Below are 18,535 nucleotides of genomic sequence, written 5' to 3' on the forward strand. Positions count from 1 at the left end.
GACCATTTCATGGAGACCAGGAAGGAAGCATTTCATAGCTGCCCTTGCCTTGGAACCATCCCATCGACCACGGAGCCTTCGCGCCCCATTGGAACCCTGACCAACCTTCCGCAGATTGGATGCCGTCACCGCATCGGCGCTGAACCCGATCAAATGAACCATACCCGCCATTCTCGCACGCTCTTCCAATGTGGATAACTGCCCCCTAGGGCTCTTTGGGGATGCACGCACAAGATGTGCCTGCTAAGGTGATCCAAAACCACAACTCGTCAGGGCAGAGAGCACATTGTACGAAAACGCATTTAACAAGATCGAACGAGACCTTCGCGCGGAAGAAGGCATCGCCAACGAATTGGATTACGTAGAACAGACCTCTTGGGTACTGTTCCTGAAATACCTGCACGACCTTGAAACCGAGCGAGCTGATCGAGCCGAACTTGATGGCGATGATTACACCCCGATCATTGATGGCGAGTTTCGTTGGGACAAATGGGCCGCACCAAAAAAGGACGGCGAGTTTGACCACAACGCTGCCCGCATCGGCGACGACCTGATCAAGTTTGTCGATCAGGAACTATTCCCGTATCTCGCCTCTTTCCGCCAATCCGCAACAAGCCCGCAGACGATCCAATACAAGATCGGCGAAGTCTTCACCGAGCTGCGGAACAAGTTCCGCTCAGGCTATATCTTGCGCGACGTGCTCGAAGCCGTGGACGGCCTTTCTTTCAACACCCAGGCCGAGCGGCACGAGCTGTCACAGCTCTATGAAACCCGTATCCGCCGGATGGGCAACGCGGGGCGAAACGGGGGCGAATACTATACGCCGCGCCCGCTCATCCGTGCCATGATCAAGGTCACGGCCCCCAAGGTCGGCGAGACGATCTATGATGGCGCGGTTGGCTCGGCTGGCTTCCTCTGCGAAGCCTATGACTACCTCCGCACCGACAAGCTCTCCGCATCCGAATACGAGACCCTGCAAACCAAGACCTTCTACGGCCAAGAGAAGAAGGGCCTCGCCTACATCATCGGGATCATGAACATGGTCCTGCACGGCATCGAGGCCCCGAACCTGATCCACTCCAACACGCTCAATGAGAACGTGATGGATATTCAGGAGAAGGACCGCCACGACGTCATCCTTGCCAATCCGCCCTTCGGCGGCGGCGAGCGGCGCGAGGTGCAGCAAAACTTCCCGATCCGCACGGGCGAGACAGCCTACCTGTTCCTGCAACACTTCATCCGCAAGCTGAAGGCAGGCGGGCGTGCCGCCGTGGTGATCAAGAACACCTTCCTTAGCAACACCGACAACGCCTCCGTCGCGCTGCGCAAGGAACTGCTGGAGGCGGCGGAGCTGCACTCCATCCTCGATTGCCCGCAAGGCACCTTTCAGGGCGCGGGCGTCAAGACCGTGGTGCTGTTCTTCGAGAAAGGCGCGCCGACGCGGGATATCTGGTACTACCAGCTCGATCCGGGGCGGAGCCTTGGCAAAACCAACCCGCTGAACGATGATGATCTGGCGGAGTTCATCGAGCTACAACGCACCCGCCCGAACGGGCCGCAAAGCTGGATTGTGAAACGCGTCGATCTTGACGAGGACAGCTACGATCTGTCGGTCAAAAACCCGAACGCGCCGGAAGCCGAGGCGCTGCGCAGCCCCGAAGAGATTATTGCCGACATGCTGGCGCGGGATGCTGAAACGGCGCAAATCCTTGAAGAAATTCGGGGTATGCTGTGAAAGCTGGCTGGAAAGACGAGACACTCGGAGGAATCTTCGAGATCGGTTCGAGCAAACGGGTCTTGCAGAAACAATGGCAGCGGGAAGGAGTTCCCTTTTACCGCGCCCGTGAAATCGTAAAACTCGCCAAGGAGGGATCGGTCGAAAACGACCTTTTCATTTCTGAGGACCATTTCGCGGAGCTGAAAGACAAGCATGGTGTCCCGAGTTCAGGCGATTTAATGGTTTCGGCCGTTGGCACCCTTGGGGCTTGTTATGTTGTGCAGCCAGACGACAGATTTTACTTCAAAGATGCGAGCGTATTGCGCTTTCACCCCAAAGTGGACGTGGACTCACGGTTCTATCAGTATGCTTTTCAGTGGGATGGCTTGCTCGACACCGTTAAGAAAAGCGACGGCGCAACGGTTGGTACTCTTACTATTTCTCGCGCCAAAGGCATTCCAGTTCCCCTCCCACCGCTCGAAGAACAGCAGCGCATTGTTGCGGTTCTGGACGAGGCCTTCGAGGGTCTGGCCCGCGCCCGCGCCCACGCCGAAGCCAACCTCCAAAACGCGCGGGAGTTGTTCGAGAGCTACCTTGCGAATGTGTTTGGTGAAGGGGCTTGGCAAGAGAAGACACTCGACCAGATTTCCGAGAACTTGGACCGCGTGCGCGTTCCGATCACCAAGTCAAAACGCGTCGCGGGCGACATCCCGTACTATGGCGCATCGGGCGTCGTAGATCACGTTGCCGACTATCTGTTTGATGAGGACCTTCTGTTAATTTCAGAAGACGGCGCGAACCTTCTTGCGCGCACTTACCCGATTGCCTTTTCGATTAGCGGCAAATCCTGGGTTAACAATCATGCGCATGTGTTGAGATTTGACGACCCTGACACTCAAGAATTTGTTCGACTGTACCTGAATTCGATATCACTAGAGCCATACGTTAGCGGTATGGCGCAACCAAAGTTGAACCAAAAACAGTTGAACCGTATCCCGATTCCTTTCCCTGATGACGATATGAGAACGGAAATTGTCAGCAGGGCTCAGGCGATGTCAGAAGAGACGCAAAGGCTGGCAAGAAATTTCGAGGCGGCGTTGCGAGACCTCGACGATCTTCGCCAATCCCTTTTACAGAAAGCCTTCGCAGGCGAATTAACATGACGTAACGAGTAGAGAAGATGAGCATTCACGACGAAACCGAAGCCGACACCCGCGCCGAGCGCATAGACCCCGTCCTTGCGGCGGCGGGCTGGGGCAAGAACGGCTCAAAGGTTCGGCGTGAAGTCATCTGTCCTGGGCGCATCCAGTCTGGCGGCACGCGTGGCAAGGGACTGTCTGCCGACTATGTCCTGATCCATAAAGGCCAGAAGCTCGCCGTTCTGGAAGCCAAGCGCGCAGGCGTCAGCCATCGCAACGGGGTCGGTCAGGCCAAAGACTACGCGACCCGACTTGGCTCGCGCTATGCCTATGCCTCCAACGGCCTGAACTGGTATCAGATCGACATGGGCAGCAGGGCCGAGGGCGATATGGCATTGCCCTTCCCATCGCCCGAGGAGCTATGGGATCGTACATTCGCGGATCATAACGACTGGCGCGAGCGCTTCGGTGCCGTGGATTTCGAGACAGACGGCGGCAAGTGGGAACTGCGCTACTACCAGCACAAGGCCGTCAACGCTGCGCTTGAGGCCTTGGCCAAGGACGACCGCCGCATTCTCCTGACTCTCGCCACCGGCACGGGCAAAACTTCCATCGCCTTTCAGATCGCGTGGAAGCTGTTCCAAGCCAAGTGGAACCTCTCGGGCGAACCTACGCGACGCCCACGCATCTTGTTCCTCGCCGACCGCAACATCCTCGCGGATCAAGCCTACAACGCCTTTTCGGCTTTCCCGAACGATGCGGTCACTCGGATCGATCCTGATACGATCCGCAAGAACCGTGGCAAGCCGCCGAAGAATGCCAGCCTGTTCTTCACGATCTTCCAGACCTTCATGACGGGCGAAGGCGAACCCGTTTACACGCAGTATCCACCCGACTTCTTTGACTTCATCGTGATCGATGAATGCCACCGAGGTGGCGCAAAAGACGAAAGCGAATGGCGGCGCTTGCTAGAGTATTTCGAGCCCGCTGCCCAGCTTGGCCTTACGGCCACGCCCAAGCGTAAGCACAACGCCGACACGTATGCATATTTCGGCGAGCCCGTTTACACCTACGCGCTGCGGGACGGCATCGAGGACGGCTTCCTGACACCGTTCAAAGTGCGCCAGATGGCGAGCACCATCGACGAGTATGTTTATGACGGCAGCGACGAGCTGGTCGCGGGTGATATCGAGGCTGGCGAAGCCTTCACGGAAGGCGATTTCAATACACGCATCATCATCGAAGAGCGCGAGCTGAGCCGCGTCCAGGAATTCATGGGGCAGCTCGACCAACGCCAGAAGACACTGGTTTTTTGTGCCACGCAAGAACACGCGGCGCTCGTGCGCGACCTGATCAATCAGGTGAAGGACAGCACCAATCCGAACTATTGCCACCGCGTGACCGCCGATGACGGCGCAGTCGGTGAGCAGCACCTTCGAGACTTTCAGGATAACGACAAGACGATCCCGACGGTCTTGACGACTTCTCAGAAGCTCTCGACTGGCGTGGACGCGCGCAACATTCGGCATATCGTGTTGATGCGACCTATCCGCTCCATGATCGAATTCAAGCAAATCATCGGACGCGGGACGCGCACCTATGAAGGCAAAGACTTCTTCACGATCTGGGACTTTGTAAAGGCGCACGAAAACTTCAACGATCCCGAATGGGACGGCGAACCACTGGAACCCGAAGAACCCAAGGGGCCGCGCACGCCACCTACCGGACCGGAGCCAGGCCCGGAAGAACCGCCAGGAGGTGGTGAAGGCCCTGAGCCTCCACAGGAAAAAATCGTCGTGAAGCTTTCAGACGGCAGCGTACGCAGGATCAAATACATCGCATCCACGACATACTGGAGCCCTGAGGGTAAGCCGATATCGGCTCAGGAATTTCTTGAACGCCTGTTCGGCGACTTAAAGGGAATTGTTGCAGACGAAGATCAGCTTCGAGCTGTCTGGAGCGACCCAGACAATCGCGAGCGCTTCCTCGATCAGCTTTCGGATCGTGGCTATGACGCAGACCGGCTCAACGATATACGGCGGTTGGTGGACGCAGCCGATAGCGACCTCTTTGACGTGCTCAGCTACATCATGTTCACCAACCCGCCGAGAACACGGCACGAGCGAGCCGATCACGTTCGATCTGACGGAATAACGGATGCCGATGGCGAGATGAGAGACCTCTTGCTTGCCATTCTCAGTGCATACGAAATGCGCGGCGAAGCCGAGCTTGCGACGAAGAAGCTCGGAACATTCCTAACGGCGCGATATGGCAGCGTCAGCGAAGGCAAGGAAAAGCTCGGAGGATTGGCAGCAGTCAGGGATGCTTTCCGCGCTATGCAAGCAACACTGTATAAAGATTGAATGGGAGGGTAGCGCATGAGCAATATTAATGTCCGCCGCGCCGTCGAAAACATTCGATCTGGCACCAATGTCTACACCCCCCTTGTTGAAACGGTCGTTAATGCAATTCAAGCTATCGAAGCAGGTTCTTCAGAGTTCGGTCGTATCGATATTCTCGTAAAACGCTCTGATCAGACCGAACTTGACGGTGGTCAGCCAACAGTTGAGAGCTTCATCGTGATCGACAATGGTATCGGCTTTGATGACGAGAACAGGGATTCATTCGACACACTTTACTCAGACCACAAGATCGCCCAAGGCGGGAAGGGGTTCGGAAGGTTCATTTGCCTAAAGTATTTCGACGACTTGCTTATTGAAAGCGTCTTCGAAATTGAAGAGGGGCGGAAAAAGCGTACCTTTAAGATGGGAAAACAAACAGACATCATCGTGAATGAAACGCTTGAGGATTGTCCGAGCGACGAAATCGGGTCGCGAGTGACAATGTTGAAGGCAAAACGTACTTTCCCTGACAAGAAGATAAAGACCATTGCCCGTGCACTCGTCGAGAGGCTTTTACCATACTTCATTGATGCTGATTATAAATGCCCTGAAGTCAGAATTTCAGAAGAAGATGGTACCGGGCGCATCGTTCTGAACGACTTTGTAAGAAATCAACTTTCTGCCATGATAAGGGAAATTCCACTTCCTAATGCCGACATTTCACTCGGATCTGACGGTAAAGCTCAGAATTTTCAGGTTCGACTCTTCAAATTCTATTCGCCGAGAAATCAGAAGAGCAAGATAAGCCTGGTTGCAGACCGCCGTGAAGTTACAGACACGGCCATTCACAGTTACGTGCCTGAGTTTATTGATGAATTTTTCGAAGAGCGGTCGTCAGAGGGCGAGGATCGAGACCGAAACTACATTGTTAAAGCGTATGTTTTTGGTTCGTATCTTGACGCCAACGTCTCACTTGAACGTGGAGGTTTTGAGTTTCCAAAAAGTGACGATCTTCTTCATTCCATTTCACAAGCTGAAATCGAGCAGTCCGCAGCTCACATTGCGCGAGATGCGTTGGGCGATACAATCACGGCACGCCAAGAGAAGAAGCGCGCGCAAGTAAGAACGTACGTGGAGGAATCTGCGCCATGGCACCGTACAATTGCAGAAGACATCGACTTCTCATCCATGCCCTATAACCCAACCCCGGAGCAAATTGAGGCGGTTTTTCAGAAGGAGAAATTTTCCCAAGAGGTTTCAATACGGGAGCAAGTTAGCCGGATGCTCGACGAAACAGATGCGGCGGGCCTCAAGGATGGCCTCCCAAAGATTATGGATCAGATATCAAAGACTAGCCGAAATGATCTCGTTCATTACATTGCTCTACGGAAACACGTCCTTACACTTTTTGGTAAAAGTTTTGAGCTTACCGAAGATCAAAGATACCCGTCTGAAAGCACTGTCCACGATATCATCTTTCCTCGAAAGGGAGACTCGGTGGCAACCGCGTTTGAAGATCATAACCTCTGGATCATTGACGAACGACTTAATTTCACAAATTTTGTTTGTTCGGATAAGCCGTTAGACGGTGGCTCGACAAGTCGACCAGACATATTGGTTTTTGACAAGCCAGTGCTGTTTAGAGGAGACAACGAGGCGAGCAACCCGATCACAGTGTTCGAGTTCAAGAAGCCGGGGCGAGATGACTTCGTAAACCCGTCTTCGAAGGAAGACCCAGTACAACAAATCATTCGATACGTGAACAACGTCAAGAAGGGCAAGTTCAAGACTCCCAAAGGGAGACCGATTCTAGTCGCAGATAACACGCCTTTTTATGGCTATGTGATGTGCGAGATTTCCGAGAAGGTGAAAGAATGGCTGGAGACGGAAAAGGACTTTACGCCCATGCCAGACGGCGGTGGATGGTTCAAATGGTTCGGGAACATTAATCTCTATATGGAAGTCTTGAGCTGGGACAAAGTATTGCGTGACGCTGAAATGCGTAACGGCGTGTTCTTCCATAAGCTTGGGATTTGAAAATTTACTGATATTGAATGAAGTAGCTATTCACCGAACCCTTCATCGCAATACCAGTCACTTTGCGATGCGGCTTCATATAAAGCGCCTTCCCAAGAGTTTACGCTTACATCCGCGCAACTCTCACTTCGGTTTTCCAGGTCTTCGCGTACTGCATCCGAGCCAGCCGCGTCGTATATCTTTCTCAGGGATCGTTTAATGTTCTGAAGCTGCCGACCTGCTTGGGAAGCATAAAGCCTCCCCAATTTTAGAGTGGTAAACTGCCTTTGAACCCTAGTGGCAGTTTCCGCGCTCCAATGAGCTGGCGCTTCAACAAAGAAGGTCGCGCCTGGAGGCCCCCCTTCGACAATCTCAGCATAAAGCCAGCGATCCTGTGTCACGTCATCGTAATAAGCGTGAAGAAACTGAGTTTCTAGCGAGTTCGGCCCTAAAGTTCCTTTGTTGTGATTGCAGTCCTTACAGCAAGGAATCAAGTTGAACGGGGTCACAGCTAATGCTGGATGTCGAGCTTTGGGAAGAGAGTGGTCTAAAGTTGAGACGGGTAAGTGGCCGCAGAACGGACACTGACCATGCTCAGCGGCCATCATAATCTTATCATAGGTATCACGTCCACGGCTCTTCTGGCGCGCCATGTGTCGGTCATAGAGCTGCTCCATCTCCTTCGCAGATACGCTCCCGTTCGCACCAGCTATTTCGTTCTCTTCACCGATAAGATGGAGCTCAGTGACGGTGGCTCGCTGATCAAAGGCTTGTTCCGCGTTTTCGACTAAATCACGTATGCCTTCCAAGCGTAGCTTAGTCGCGGCAACACTAATTCCTTCAATGCAGATGTCGAACGTATCTCGTGCGTTGAGTTCTGGCTTCCGTATCGTCCACATGGCTCAGTCCTCTAGCTCTCTAGCTGCAACCAGAGACCGAACGATACCTCTCGCTTCATCGCCCAATTGGCCATTGAACTTTTCAAGCACGCCATCATAAGACAGGCCTTCATCGACGGCATCACTCAACATCTTGTGAAAGCCGGAATTGGTCACTTCCAAACGGAATATAGCTTGTGTGAGTGTTCCCACATTTTCGCCGAAAGTCTCTGCAACAGGACGCTCGATACGCTTTTCACGACCACTACGCCAGATTCTCCAAACGCAAGTTTTTGGCACTTCCTGCAAAATCACAGGAGAGTGCGTCGCGATGATCGCCACGCCATTTCTATTTATAAGAAGATCGGAAAGAGACCGAGTAAAGGCCGAAAGAAGGGGCGGATGAAGATGGGCTTCAGGCTCGTCAATCAATACCAGGGAGCGTTCTTCCAACGTCTCAACAAGGCGCGTGATGGTCAGCACCACAATTTTATGCCCGGAACTAAGCTTCGAATAGAGCTTGCGAGCCTCTTCTCTCAATTTGTTAAAAGCCTCGCGCTTCTCAAGTTCTTCAATAAGCTCGTCGTATAGTTCGATGAGTTGCCAAATCTCTGCTTGCTTGAAAATTGGGTCGGACTCTAGCAAGGAAAGTGCACGTCGCCATCGGTCACGCTTGGCAGTCTGCGTCACAATCAACTGGACGGATCGTCCGAAGTCTGCCGCCAAGTCATCTGTGGACTTTGGTGGCTTTGCTTTTCCATCTTCTGCCTTACCAATATGCTTAAGGCCGATATATTGATATCGTACACTTGAAAGCCTGTTTTCGCGATTGGGAAGCGGCTCAAACGGATCAAACGCGCTAAAGGTAACCGCTATGATGTTTGTGAAATTCTCCGACTCATCGAGTCCAAACTCGTCGATATCTTGCCAGGAAAAATCACCGAAACTTCCTTCATCTGGACGCACTAGAGCGTTCGTTAATTGCTCCACGGTATAGGTCTTACCCACATTGTTTCGTCCGATGAGGACGTGAACGTTTGTTGGCGGATAAGACTCTGGATGAACTTCGAACGTGAATGTCGGCGGTATGTTCCCGCGCCCCCAGGGAGGCGGCGTGTAAGAAAACGCATACTCCGTCAACCGCGCGCCGCCTTGTGCCATCCTTCGATATTGGATTCTGACAGAGCTATCCGACACGGAACGCAAAAGCGAAACGCCCGTTACATCTTCTTCTAACGCGCGCTCAAAAAGTTCAGCATCTCTAGCAACATCGCGCATCGATGTTAGGTAAGCGTCTCTAAACTGCTCACCAAGATCATTTAGATTTTGATAGTAGTCATCATCCTGACCCAATGAAAAAAACACATCATCAAGCTCGGTGAACTCATTGGGAATATTTGGGCGGCGCTGGTCGTCCGCCATATTGAACTCTCCAATTTTAACTTCTCCAATTCGGTGTTTTTCGCCCGCATCATCAAAGTAGAAGACAACATACATGGTGCTGTATTTGAACCAATCATCCCAACCATCGGTCAGAAGAAATACCTTGTCGTACTCGTCTTCGGGCAATCGTCCACGATAGGGAATGACTTGAAAATCCATGAAAAAATTGTAGCAGGCCGAATAGGCATGGCCAAGAACAAAGCAGTCTTTTGCACACCCTTCGGGTCGGGCTGTCGTAAACCGAGCCCACCTTTGGCGGTCTCGGCCATTCGGCTTCCATCCCTTGCGTGATCTTAGGCCAGCCGTGAACGGCTGACACTTCTCTTTCTTGTTTGGGGCCTTGCAGGCCCGTCCTCCGTCAAGACCAAGCCCTTCGCTTCGGCTGCGCGCAAAAGCCATGGCCGTGGCTCACCTTCGGCTGCGCCCGCACCACTCCATGGCTTTCGGTCTGGACGGCCGTCCCCCCGCTCATTGGCGCGGGCCTAGTCCGGTTGCATGCGCAACCGAGCTTTGAAGGAAGGAAAAAGCCAATGAGACAAGACATTTATCAAAAAGTAACCGATAAGATTATTGCTGATCTGGAACAAGGCGAGTTGTCATGGCTCAAGCCTTGGAACAGCGGAAACCTCGAAGGCAAAATCACCAAACCCTTGCGGCACAATGGCGTGCCCTACAACGGAATCAATATCCTTATGCTATGGGGAGCCGCCGTTGAAGCGGGCTATCTCTCGCCTTTCTGGATGACCTTTAAACAGGCCAAGGAGCTTGGCGCACATGTCAAGAAGGGCGAGCGCGGCAATCTGGTTGTCTATGCCAACACCATTACCAAGACCGAGGAGCAGGACGACGGATCAGAGGAAGAGCGGAAAATTCCTTTCATGAAGGGCTATAGCGTCTTCAACGTCGAGCAGATCGAAGGCTTGCCCGAGCACTACTATTCCAAGCCCGAGCCCGTGATTGACCCCGCCTTGCGGATCAGCCACGCGGAAGACTTTTTCGCCAGCACTGGCGCAGACATTCGCCACGGCGGGAACAGCGCTCACTATGCGGGCGGCAGCGATCATGTGCAGATGCCGTACTTCGAGACGTTCCGAAACCCCGAAAGCTACTACGCCACACTTGCCCATGAGTTGACCCACTGGACAAAGCATAAGAGTCGCCTTGACCGCGAGTTCGGGCGGAAGCAATGGGGCGATGAAGGCTACGCCCGCGAAGAGCTGGTCGCCGAGCTTGGCGCGGCGTTCCTTTGCGCTGATCTGGAACTGACGCCTGAGCCTGGCACAGACCACGCCGCCTACATTCAAAGCTGGCTCAAGGTCTTGAAGGAAGACAAGAGAGCGATCTTCAGCGCTGCTGCGCACGCGCAACGCGCCGCAGATTTCCTGCACGGTCTGCAACCGCTGACCGAGGAAGAAGAGAACGAAGGGGTCGCCGCCTAAGCGGCGACTTGACAGCCAAAAAATTTCGCGCCTGCCGAACGGCAGGCGCATCATTAACTTCTTGATAAGTAATATAAATGGCTATCGCCGACCAATCCTTTTCGCTACTGTCGAGTCATGACAGATACGCTCGACTTGCAGATCAGCTATAGCGCCATTCTCGCTGCAGCGCGAGACCGCCACTTCATCAGCTACGGCGAGCTGGCGAAAGCCAATGGCGCAATATGGAAGAATGTTCGTTACAAGATGAACACTCATCTCGGTGATCTTGTTAAGATCGCCGCTGAGCGTGGCTGGCCGATGCCCAGCTCCATCGTGGTCAACCAAGGCAACTTGAAATCCGGCACGCTCGACGGCACTGCCCGCGAGGGCTTCATCACGGCAGCCAAAGAATTCGGTTTCGATGTCGATGACCCGGCGGACTTCGTCAAAAAGCAGCAACAAAAGATGTTCGACTGGGCACCAAATGCGCCAGACGACCTAGGACTGCCTTCTACACATGAGCCCACCGAGATTGCCGCCGTTGGGCCAAAATTCGTTCAATTCTTCGGCCCTGTCCTCGATGCTTTACGCGATTTTGGAGGATCGGCAGAGGCCCGCCAGGTTATGGACAAGGTGATCGAACTTTCCGACGTCACCGAGGACGAGCTCAAGGAAACGAACAAAAATGGCCAGTCCAAATACGAAAATCAGGTCGGCTGGGCACGTTTCTATCTCGTAAAGGCTGGACTTGTTGAGAGCAAGAAGCGCGGTCAATGGAGCCTGACCACTGAGGGCCGAGAAACCTACCTTGACCACGAAAGTGCCGTCGCACTTTTTAAAGATGTTCATTCCCGCTACCGCGATACGGCTGTCGATGATGACGAAGTAGCACCCGCGATTTCGGACGATGTGGCTGCGGAATTATTCGATGATCCTAAGCGCAGCTTTTGGTTCGTGGGCGCGCTGTGGGGTGATAACGGCGATCAGACCGAACGTTTCCTCGAAGAAGGCATTTGGCAGAACGGATACGACGACAAGTTCTCTGAACATGTTGCGCGCATGAAGCCAGGCGACCGCATCGCAATCAAAGCTTCATTCGTAAAGAAGTACGGCCTTCCCTTCGAAAACCAAGAGAAGCCCGTATCATGCATGCGGATCAAAGCCGTAGGAACAATTACCGAGGCAACCAAAGACGGCCAAACCGTGAAGGTAGACTGGACCCCTCTCGAAAAAGCAAAGGAGTGGTACTTTTACACTTATCGCGTGACTGTCGTCGAGGCCGATATCTCTGACGGACTTGCACGCAGGCTTGTTCAGTTCGCGTTTGGCGATAGCAAACAAGATTATGATTTTTGGATACGACAGCCATATTGGGCGAAGAAATACCGAAAGGCTGCCGATACCATCGCTGATTTGCAGATCGACGAGGAGGAAGCCGAGGCTGACATCGAGGAAGCAACTTTCGAACCCTATGACGTTTCAAACATCATCGGTGACGGATGTTTTCTTCCCGAGGACAATCTGAACGACGCACTCACACGTCTGTCATCGAAGAAGAACCTTATCCTTCAAGGGCCTCCAGGCACTGGAAAGACCTGGCTTGCAAAACGCCTCGCTTACGCGCTCATTGGAACGCGCGACCGGAAATTAACCAGGAAGCGCACGCGCTCGATCCAATTTCACCCGTCACTTTCTTATGAAGATTTTGTTCGCGGTTGGAGGCCAGACGGGGACGGGCAACTCAAACTGACTGACGGCGTCTTTCTAGAGGCCATCGAAGCCGCCCGCGCTGAGCGGGATCGTCCGTTTGTCGTCATCATCGAGGAAATAAATCGCGGAAACCCTGCACAAATTTTTGGGGAGATGCTGACTCTTCTCGAAAAGGACAAGCGGCGAGAAGATGAAGCAATTGAGCTTGCCTATCACAATGAAGCAGGAGAACGCGTCTACATTCCAGATAATCTCTATGTCATCGGGACGATGAACATCGCAGATCGCTCGCTGGCTTTAGTTGACCTTGCACTTCGTCGTCGCTTTGCCTTTGTGACCCTTGAAACGATGCTGAACGGCTCGTGGAAAACTTGGTGCGCCGAGCAAGCTGGTTTGGAAGACAGCGCTATCACCAAAATCCAGAACTTGATTACGGAATTGAATGAAGAAATCGCGAACGACCGTTCTCTGGGCGCTCAATTCAGGATTGGACATAGCTATGTGACGCCCGCCGCGGGGGAGAAGATCGCCAACCCGGCGAAGTGGTTCTGTCAGATAATCGAGACGGAGATTGGCCCGCTTCTTGATGAATACTGGTTCGACAACCCCGACAAGGCGACAAGCGCGACACGGAAGCTGTTAGAGGGATTTTGATGGAGGCCTTGCAGGCAGAGCAAGTTCCCGAACAAGCTGCGCTCCTTGCGCTGGACAAGATTCCTGTTCGAAATGTTTGGCTATTATTCTTGTACGCTTCTGGCCTTGCGCAGTTTCGTGACCGCTTCGAGGCTGAGATTGAGGATTCACCTGATTTCAAATCATTGGTCGCACGTCTTCTTTGCTTTGCGACTGAGAAACGCCTTCGGCGCAATCTGAGTTTCGGATATCGGCGGCGTGAGGATGTCCTTCGGCGCGTGCGTGGGCGGATCGATGTTCTGGAAAGCGTCTCCCGCGATCTTTTTCGGCGAGGTGAGGTAGCTTGCCGATTTGAAGAGCTGACACTTGATACACCACGCAACCAGCTTGTTCGTGCTGCGCTGGAGCGGTTATCCGGATGGCTCGTTAACGAAGACCTATGCCACCGCTGCCGTACGCTTGCCCATGCTTTAGGACGAGCGGGCGTAAGCGGAACAAAGCCCTCCCGCTCTGAAATTGCTGCCGATCAAATTGCTCGCCATGAAGGTGAAGATCGCCTAATGGTCTCATTGGCGAAGGCGGTGTTTGATCTCGTCCTGCCCACCGAGCAGGAAGGCACACGCTCGCTACTAAAAGCACAACGTGACGAAACCGCTTTCCGAAAGCTCTTCGAAAAGGCGATTGGCAATTTTTTCGCGGTTGAGCTTTCGCGCGAAAACGGCTGGCGCGTTTTCCCTGGCAAGCAGTTCAAATGGCCAGTAGCAGCAGCTTCTTCCGGCATTGGCACTTATCTGCCGATTATGGTCACAGACATCATCCTTGAGAATGCGCCCGAAAACCGGCGCATCATTATTGATACGAAATTCACTAATGTGCTGACCGCTTCGCAATACGGCGGCAATAGGTTTAAGACCGATCATATCTATCAGCTTTATTCATATCTTCGCAGCCAGGAGCGTTCAGACGATCCCTTGTCGCTCAACTCCGAAGGTATGTTGCTATACCCCTCGATCGGAACGGATGTGGATGAGACCGCAGTGGTTCAAGGACATAGTGTTCGGTTCGTCACCATTGATCTAGCGCAGCCCAGCTCCACAGTCGTCGACAGGCTACGAAGCCTTCCAATGCTGAGCGTATTAGAGCAGTAAGCCGAGCACTTCGAATATCTAGAGAAAAGAACACGGCCAGCCTGACGGCTGACCGCGTGAGTTAGAGCTTGGGCGGGCGAACCGCCAGCTCATCTTCGATATTGCGCATCGACTGGAGCGCGTTACGGCGCTCTTCCGAGCCCCGCGGCGCGATGGCGAAGGCATTGAAGGCTTCGCTCAGAAGTCCATGCAATTCTGCCGTGCTGCGGGATGCCGCTTCAAATCGTGACACGAGTTTCATCGTATCCTCCTTTGTTTCAAGGAGGCCCCGAACCGCTCAGGGCCTTTCGGCCCTCACGAACACCATCATTGGCTAGTGAAGGCCCTGATGGGTCGGGAGACGGTCTTGGAACGATGGAAAGATGCGCATGAAATGCGGCTTCGTCGGTTTGGAGAGGATTGCCGCGAAGGCGGTATTGATGCGGCCTGATGGCAGCAGGCTTCAGAGGCGTTTGCCCGCCCGCTTATGAAAGCCAGCGTCGCCTTGCTCCAGATGCGGATTTTCGAAGATGGGTTTAGATCGGCATGCTCTGTGGGCGCGGCTAGGTCAGGTCTGGCCGCTTACTTCACTGCTGTCTGTCTCCATTGCGTCGAAGTGGCTTGCACTGATTGCCCCTAAATCCCTGGCCGAATGCGGCTCTGTATTCAATGTCCTGTCCGCACCACCTGGCTTCGCCAGCCGTGTTGAACATGAACCCTGATCCTTTGCCTTCGCCCGTACGGGAGGGCGTTAGCAAGCCAACTTGAAGCAAAGGAGAAAACCATGGCACGCGAAAAAACGAACCAAAACCTGAACTTAAACGCGCCCGACTATCTGGCGTGGCACGTCACCCAAAAATGTGAAAAATCCTACTGGAACAAAGTCGGAGCCGCTTGGCAACACAAAGACGGACGAGGCTTTACGCTCCAACTCGAAACCTGCCCGATCAATGGCCGCATCGTCCTGCGCCTCCCGCTGGAGGATGCTCCCGAAGCAACAAACGACGCGGGGCGCTCATGAGCGCCCCCATCGAACCCCAAGAGCACCGCGTTGATCCTTCGCGACTAGCTTCTGGAACATGGTGCCATACGCGAAACCGACAGATCGGAGAAGGCGATATCGCGGCGTCCTACAGCGCCGACAAGATCGCGCACGGAAAGATCAGGAAACCCTTCTCCTGGAAGAACGGTCTATGGGTTTGCACTGGCACAAACAGCAAATCCGCCGAAGCATATCGTCTCGTGCCCGAGCGCTTCTTTGACGGCGAGCCCACGACCTACAATGAATTCGCGATGCTGCCCTTCGAGCAGCGCATAAAGCCCGAAGGCTTTTACCACGGCATGCGTGTTCGTCATGGCAAGCAGGCCTGCGTTCTTGTCGGACCGAAAGCAGTCTTTCTGCCGAGAAAAGATAGCGAAACGCTCAAACAAGCCGATCTATTCGACGCGCTCTAGAAGAAAGCGCCGCTGGAACATGCGGCGCTTTCGTTCATTTAGACTGGCCCATTGTCCTCATCATCATACCAATCATCGCGGTGCGCCGATGGCTTGAACTTCGGCACAAGCACATCGGGCTTTTTCAAGCGTGCATGAGCCAGCCTGATTGTGAGGCGGAGGGTATCTTCAGCCTTCAACCTGAAATGCTCGCGCAGATCATTGAGAAGATGAGCGTGTTTCTCATCTAGGTTCAGCATGAAGGTTTGTCGTAGTTCCTGTCGCATGGGCGATCTCCTTTCTACTGGTTAAAACTCTCGGCCCCGATCAAGCCCACGGTCTCGCGGGCGCTGACATTGGCGTTCGCGCTGACGATCATCGGCGCGGCGGCGTTCTGTTCGTTTGGTCTCTTCGGATCGCGCGTCCGCACGGGTCGTCGGGTATTTGGGCTCGATCTTCGGAACCTTGCCCTGCTTCATTAGCATGTAGTTCGCGATCTCCTGACGTAGCGCCATGAGTTCCTTGATCCGCTCTTCCCGCATGGCACGAATGGCCTGCTGCAAGCGCTGGCGTTCATCGAGTTGCCGCGAAATCATCTTGTCGCGCTCGACCTGATCACGCTTTAGAGCTTGCCATGCATCATGCTCGTTCTGGGCTATCAGCTTCGAATATCGGCCAGTAAGTTGGCTCCACCACTTGCCCACGCCCTTATTCGGTAGAAGTGAGGCGCGCGCAGCCGCTTCACGGGTTTCGCGTTGCTTTTGAAGCTCAGCCATCCCGGTGCGCTCGATGCGATGTCGTTCCACCATTTGTGTGCGGCGGAACTCGATTGACGGACGGGCGCGCTTGTATCCTTCTTCGATCTCGGCGCGTTGACGGCGCAAGCCGTCCGCCATCAGCGCAGCAACATGCTGTCGTTGCTCATCAACCTTTGGAAGTTCTGTGGCATTCGCGAAGCGGGCATTGACGTCTTTGGCCTTCACGCCCACCCAGCGAGACAAGGAGAACGCTTCACCTCGATAATCCACGGCAACCACGCCCCGACGATCCCCTTGCGCGAGATAGTAGCCGCGCTGTTCCAGGGCGGATTTGAGGCTTTCCGCAGAATCCGAACGCTCCCAAGTGTCTTTGAACATGGCCTTGACCATGCGGGGGTCGAGCTTTGCACGCGCCGCTTGTTGCCACTCCGCGCGAGAGAAAGTCAGCGGATTGCGGTTCTCACGATCCACCATCCCCTTCGGCATCTCCCAGCCGTGACGAAGATACAGCTCACGCGAGACGTCCATGAGCTTTACTTTCGTGAAAGACATCTGCTTCGCCGTCATGGAGTCGGTATCGATACGGCTCCAAACGGCATGGGCGTGACGCCGACCTTCTTTTTCATGGAAGACGACAGCACGCGGCTGACCATCGAGGCCGAGCTTTTGTTCGGCCATTTCGATGGCGGTCTCGAAGGTCTGCGTATCGACGTGAACGCCCTCGGGAGGGTTCAGGCTGAGAGAGAATAGATGTTGCTTGCAGCGCGTGCCCTTCGAGATCGCTTCGGCCTCGGCGAGAGCCTCATGCAGATCCTCTTCGCTCATGAAGCCGCGAAGATCGTGCAGTTCCACATGCTCATTGTCGCGGACGTTCATCAGATGCTTGGAAAGCTCGCGGGCATTGCCGCGCTGGGAACCTTTGAGGATCATGGCTGATCTCCATTCCCGAGCGCGCGGAGCAGTTCCGCACGCATCTCGGCGACTTCCTTGCATGCCTCGCGCAGTTCTTCTTCAAGTTCCGGCGAAACAGGCATCGCGCCAGTGTTAGCCGCGCGAGCAAGCTGGTTCAGGTTCTGGGACAGGCGCGAACCGCCCAGCGTTCCGAGCACTCGGCCCAGAGCCTCGTGATCCTTTACGGGGTTCGTGTTTCGGCGGCGCACCTTCTCCAACGGTTCGTCAAAGAGCTTGGCCTTAATGTAGGCACCGAGCGGCACGCCGTTTGCGGCTTCTAGCAGCGCGGCTTTCTCGTCAAAGCTCAGTCGGAGCGAGAATGGAGCTTCCCGCTTTTTTACTGGCTTCCCAGCTACTTTGTTGAAATCACGCTCCGAAATGCTCATCACCGCACCCCGGATCGTTGTCCTGAGTTACGGTGTTGGAAGGCAGATCACAGGTCTGGAGAATGGTTTCCCATTCTTGGAGGATGGCGAAGAGAGAGTTCGAACTTTCTCCCTCTAGCTGCACCATCTTTCAAAAATTGAATGTTTTCAGAATACTGAGCAGATAGTGCCGGTTTTTTTCGGCAGCCTGTTTCAGTAAGACGAGCGCTGCAAACACGCAAAATCACCGTGAGCACAGGGGTTTTCATATCCTCAGACTCGCAGCCCGCCTGTCCTGCTGCCCTTGAATGCAATTTACCCTGTGCAGCGGATACTGAAGCTGGCGCATGGGATTCGCCGCTCTTCCAAGCCCGGCCGGAGGGGGCACGGCTCAGTGGTGCACCGGCGATTCGCAACAGGCGCGTAAGGGCACAGATAAAAATGGATCTGCTTTTTTGCTGCATATGACCTGCCAAATGCAGCAAATCAGGGGTTTTGGCACATAATTTAACGCTGCCGAAATGAATCCCATCAAGTGTTTTGCCATCAGGCGCCACTCAGCTGGCACCGTTCACGGCTGCTCCCAGGCTGCCGGCAGACT

General features: G+C 54.1%; 16 protein-coding genes. 9 read left to right on the plus strand and 7 right to left on the minus strand.

All coding sequences use genetic code 11. The annotated features are described in order from the left end of the window. The first annotated feature begins 286 nt into the window (after positions 1–286). Genes ETW24_RS17770 through ETW24_RS17785 form a run of 4 tightly spaced genes read left to right on the plus strand, consistent with a single transcriptional unit; the run spans position 287 to position 7,235 of the window. Positions 287–1,735, plus strand: a complete 1,449-nt coding sequence (locus tag ETW24_RS17770) for a class I SAM-dependent DNA methyltransferase (protein ID WP_129372270.1) — start codon at positions 287–289, stop codon at positions 1,733–1,735. Then, positions 1,732–2,880 (plus strand): restriction endonuclease subunit S, encoded by a 1,149-nt coding sequence (locus ETW24_RS17775; protein ID WP_129372271.1) that lies wholly within the window; start codon positions 1,732–1,734, stop codon positions 2,878–2,880. The genes ETW24_RS17770 and ETW24_RS17775 overlap by 4 nt, the downstream gene beginning before the upstream one ends. A gap of 17 nt (positions 2,881–2,897) precedes the next feature. Continuing rightward, on the plus strand, positions 2,898–5,219 hold the full coding sequence (hsdR, locus tag ETW24_RS17780) for an EcoAI/FtnUII family type I restriction enzme subunit R (RefSeq protein ID WP_129372272.1): 2,322 nt from the start codon (positions 2,898–2,900) through the stop codon (positions 5,217–5,219). 15 nt (positions 5,220–5,234) lie between these two features. Then, positions 5,235–7,235: an ATP-binding protein gene (locus ETW24_RS17785; protein ID WP_129372273.1), complete on the plus strand. Its 2,001-nt coding sequence runs from the start codon at positions 5,235–5,237 to the stop codon at positions 7,233–7,235. Positions 7,236–7,261: 26 nt separating this feature from the next. Here the strand turns inward: ETW24_RS17785 and ETW24_RS17790 are convergent, their stop codons facing one another. Both ETW24_RS17790 and ETW24_RS17795 read right to left on the minus strand, forming a co-directional pair. Next, positions 7,262–8,113 carry an HNH endonuclease gene (locus ETW24_RS17790; RefSeq protein WP_129372274.1) on the minus strand — a complete coding sequence of 284 codons (852 nt, stop codon included), beginning with the start codon at positions 8,111–8,113 and terminating at the stop codon, positions 7,262–7,264. 3 nt (positions 8,114–8,116) lie between these two features. Beyond that, entirely contained in the window at positions 8,117–9,934 is a 1,818-nt protein-coding gene (locus ETW24_RS17795; RefSeq protein WP_205877294.1) for an AAA family ATPase, read from the minus strand. A 131-nt stretch (positions 9,935–10,065) separates the two neighbouring features. On the opposite strand from ETW24_RS17795, the gene ETW24_RS17800 reads away from it, so the two are divergent. The 3 genes from ETW24_RS17800 to mcrC all read left to right on the plus strand — a co-directional run bounded on the left by ETW24_RS17800 (position 10,066) and on the right by mcrC (position 14,447). Then, a complete protein-coding gene (locus tag ETW24_RS17800) occupies positions 10,066–10,974 on the plus strand; it encodes an ArdC family protein (protein ID WP_129372276.1) in 909 nt (302 codons plus the stop codon). A gap of 117 nt (positions 10,975–11,091) precedes the next feature. Continuing rightward, the gene (locus ETW24_RS17805) at positions 11,092–13,320 is read left to right on the plus strand and encodes an AAA family ATPase (RefSeq protein WP_205877296.1); all 2,229 of its coding nucleotides are present in this window, start codon (positions 11,092–11,094) and stop codon (positions 13,318–13,320) included. Further along, positions 13,320–14,447 (plus strand): 5-methylcytosine-specific restriction endonuclease system specificity protein McrC, encoded by a 1,128-nt coding sequence (gene mcrC / locus ETW24_RS17810; protein ID WP_129372277.1) that lies wholly within the window; start codon positions 13,320–13,322, stop codon positions 14,445–14,447. Before ETW24_RS17805 ends, mcrC begins: the two co-directional genes overlap by 1 nt. 61 nt (positions 14,448–14,508) lie before the next feature. On the opposite strand, the gene ETW24_RS17815 is transcribed toward mcrC, so the two are convergent. Continuing rightward, complete coding sequence (locus ETW24_RS17815; protein ID WP_129372278.1) at positions 14,509–14,688, minus strand: hypothetical protein; 180 nt, start codon at positions 14,686–14,688, stop codon at positions 14,509–14,511. Positions 14,689–15,210: 522 nt separating this feature from the next. On the opposite strand from ETW24_RS17815, the gene ETW24_RS17820 reads away from it, so the two are divergent. Beyond that, complete coding sequence (locus ETW24_RS17820; RefSeq protein ID WP_129372279.1) at positions 15,211–15,447, plus strand: hypothetical protein; 237 nt, start codon at positions 15,211–15,213, stop codon at positions 15,445–15,447. Further along, positions 15,444–15,881, plus strand: coding sequence for a hypothetical protein (locus ETW24_RS17825; protein WP_129372280.1), 438 nt, complete (start codon positions 15,444–15,446; stop codon positions 15,879–15,881). The genes ETW24_RS17820 and ETW24_RS17825 overlap by 4 nt, the downstream gene beginning before the upstream one ends. 38 nt (positions 15,882–15,919) lie before the next feature. Here ETW24_RS17825 and ETW24_RS17830 read toward each other — a convergent pair whose 3' ends face one another. Genes ETW24_RS17830 through ETW24_RS17845 form a run of 4 tightly spaced genes read right to left on the minus strand, consistent with a single transcriptional unit; the run spans position 15,920 to position 18,491 of the window. After that, the gene (locus ETW24_RS17830) at positions 15,920–16,147 is read right to left on the minus strand and encodes a hypothetical protein (protein WP_129372281.1); all 228 of its coding nucleotides are present in this window, start codon (positions 16,145–16,147) and stop codon (positions 15,920–15,922) included. Between the two features lie 21 nt (positions 16,148–16,168). Then, positions 16,169–17,548 (minus strand): relaxase/mobilization nuclease domain-containing protein, encoded by a 1,380-nt coding sequence (locus ETW24_RS17835; RefSeq protein WP_164982767.1) that lies wholly within the window; start codon positions 17,546–17,548, stop codon positions 16,169–16,171. Next, positions 17,545–17,955 carry a plasmid mobilization relaxosome protein MobC gene (locus ETW24_RS17840; RefSeq protein ID WP_129372283.1) on the minus strand — a complete coding sequence of 137 codons (411 nt, stop codon included), beginning with the start codon at positions 17,953–17,955 and terminating at the stop codon, positions 17,545–17,547. Before ETW24_RS17840 ends, ETW24_RS17835 begins: the two co-directional genes overlap by 4 nt. 47 nt (positions 17,956–18,002) lie before the next feature. Continuing rightward, positions 18,003–18,491 (minus strand): hypothetical protein, encoded by a 489-nt coding sequence (locus ETW24_RS17845; RefSeq protein ID WP_129372284.1) that lies wholly within the window; start codon positions 18,489–18,491, stop codon positions 18,003–18,005. Between the last annotated feature and the right edge of the window lie 44 nt (positions 18,492–18,535).

Origin of the sequence: Leisingera sp. NJS204 (assembly GCF_004123675.1) — a bacterium.
Lineage (GTDB): Bacteria > Pseudomonadota > Alphaproteobacteria > Rhodobacterales > Rhodobacteraceae > Leisingera.

Bases quoted from the DNA above. Each gene is read 5' to 3' on its own strand.
- hsdR (WP_129372272.1), top strand. From the start codon at position 2,898: ATGAGCATTCACGACGAAACCGAAGCCGACACCCGCGCCGAGCGCATA.
- ETW24_RS17785 (WP_129372273.1), top strand. From the start codon at position 5,235: ATGAGCAATATTAATGTCCGCCGCGCCGTCGAAAACATTCGATCTGGC.
- ETW24_RS17790 (WP_129372274.1), bottom strand. From the start codon at position 8,113: ATGTGGACGATACGGAAGCCAGAACTCAACGCACGAGATACGTTCGAC.
- ETW24_RS17795 (WP_205877294.1), bottom strand. From the start codon at position 9,934: ATGGCTTTTGCGCGCAGCCGAAGCGAAGGGCTTGGTCTTGACGGAGGA.
- ETW24_RS17800 (WP_129372276.1), top strand. From the start codon at position 10,066: ATGAGACAAGACATTTATCAAAAAGTAACCGATAAGATTATTGCTGAT.
- ETW24_RS17805 (WP_205877296.1), top strand. From the start codon at position 11,092: ATGACAGATACGCTCGACTTGCAGATCAGCTATAGCGCCATTCTCGCT.
- mcrC (WP_129372277.1), top strand. From the start codon at position 13,320: ATGGAGGCCTTGCAGGCAGAGCAAGTTCCCGAACAAGCTGCGCTCCTT.
- ETW24_RS17815 (WP_129372278.1), bottom strand. From the start codon at position 14,688: ATGAAACTCGTGTCACGATTTGAAGCGGCATCCCGCAGCACGGCAGAA.
- ETW24_RS17820 (WP_129372279.1), top strand. From the start codon at position 15,211: ATGGCACGCGAAAAAACGAACCAAAACCTGAACTTAAACGCGCCCGAC.
- ETW24_RS17825 (WP_129372280.1), top strand. From the start codon at position 15,444: ATGAGCGCCCCCATCGAACCCCAAGAGCACCGCGTTGATCCTTCGCGA.
- ETW24_RS17830 (WP_129372281.1), bottom strand. From the start codon at position 16,147: ATGCGACAGGAACTACGACAAACCTTCATGCTGAACCTAGATGAGAAA.
- ETW24_RS17835 (WP_164982767.1), bottom strand. From the start codon at position 17,548: ATGATCCTCAAAGGTTCCCAGCGCGGCAATGCCCGCGAGCTTTCCAAG.
- ETW24_RS17840 (WP_129372283.1), bottom strand. From the start codon at position 17,955: ATGAGCATTTCGGAGCGTGATTTCAACAAAGTAGCTGGGAAGCCAGTA.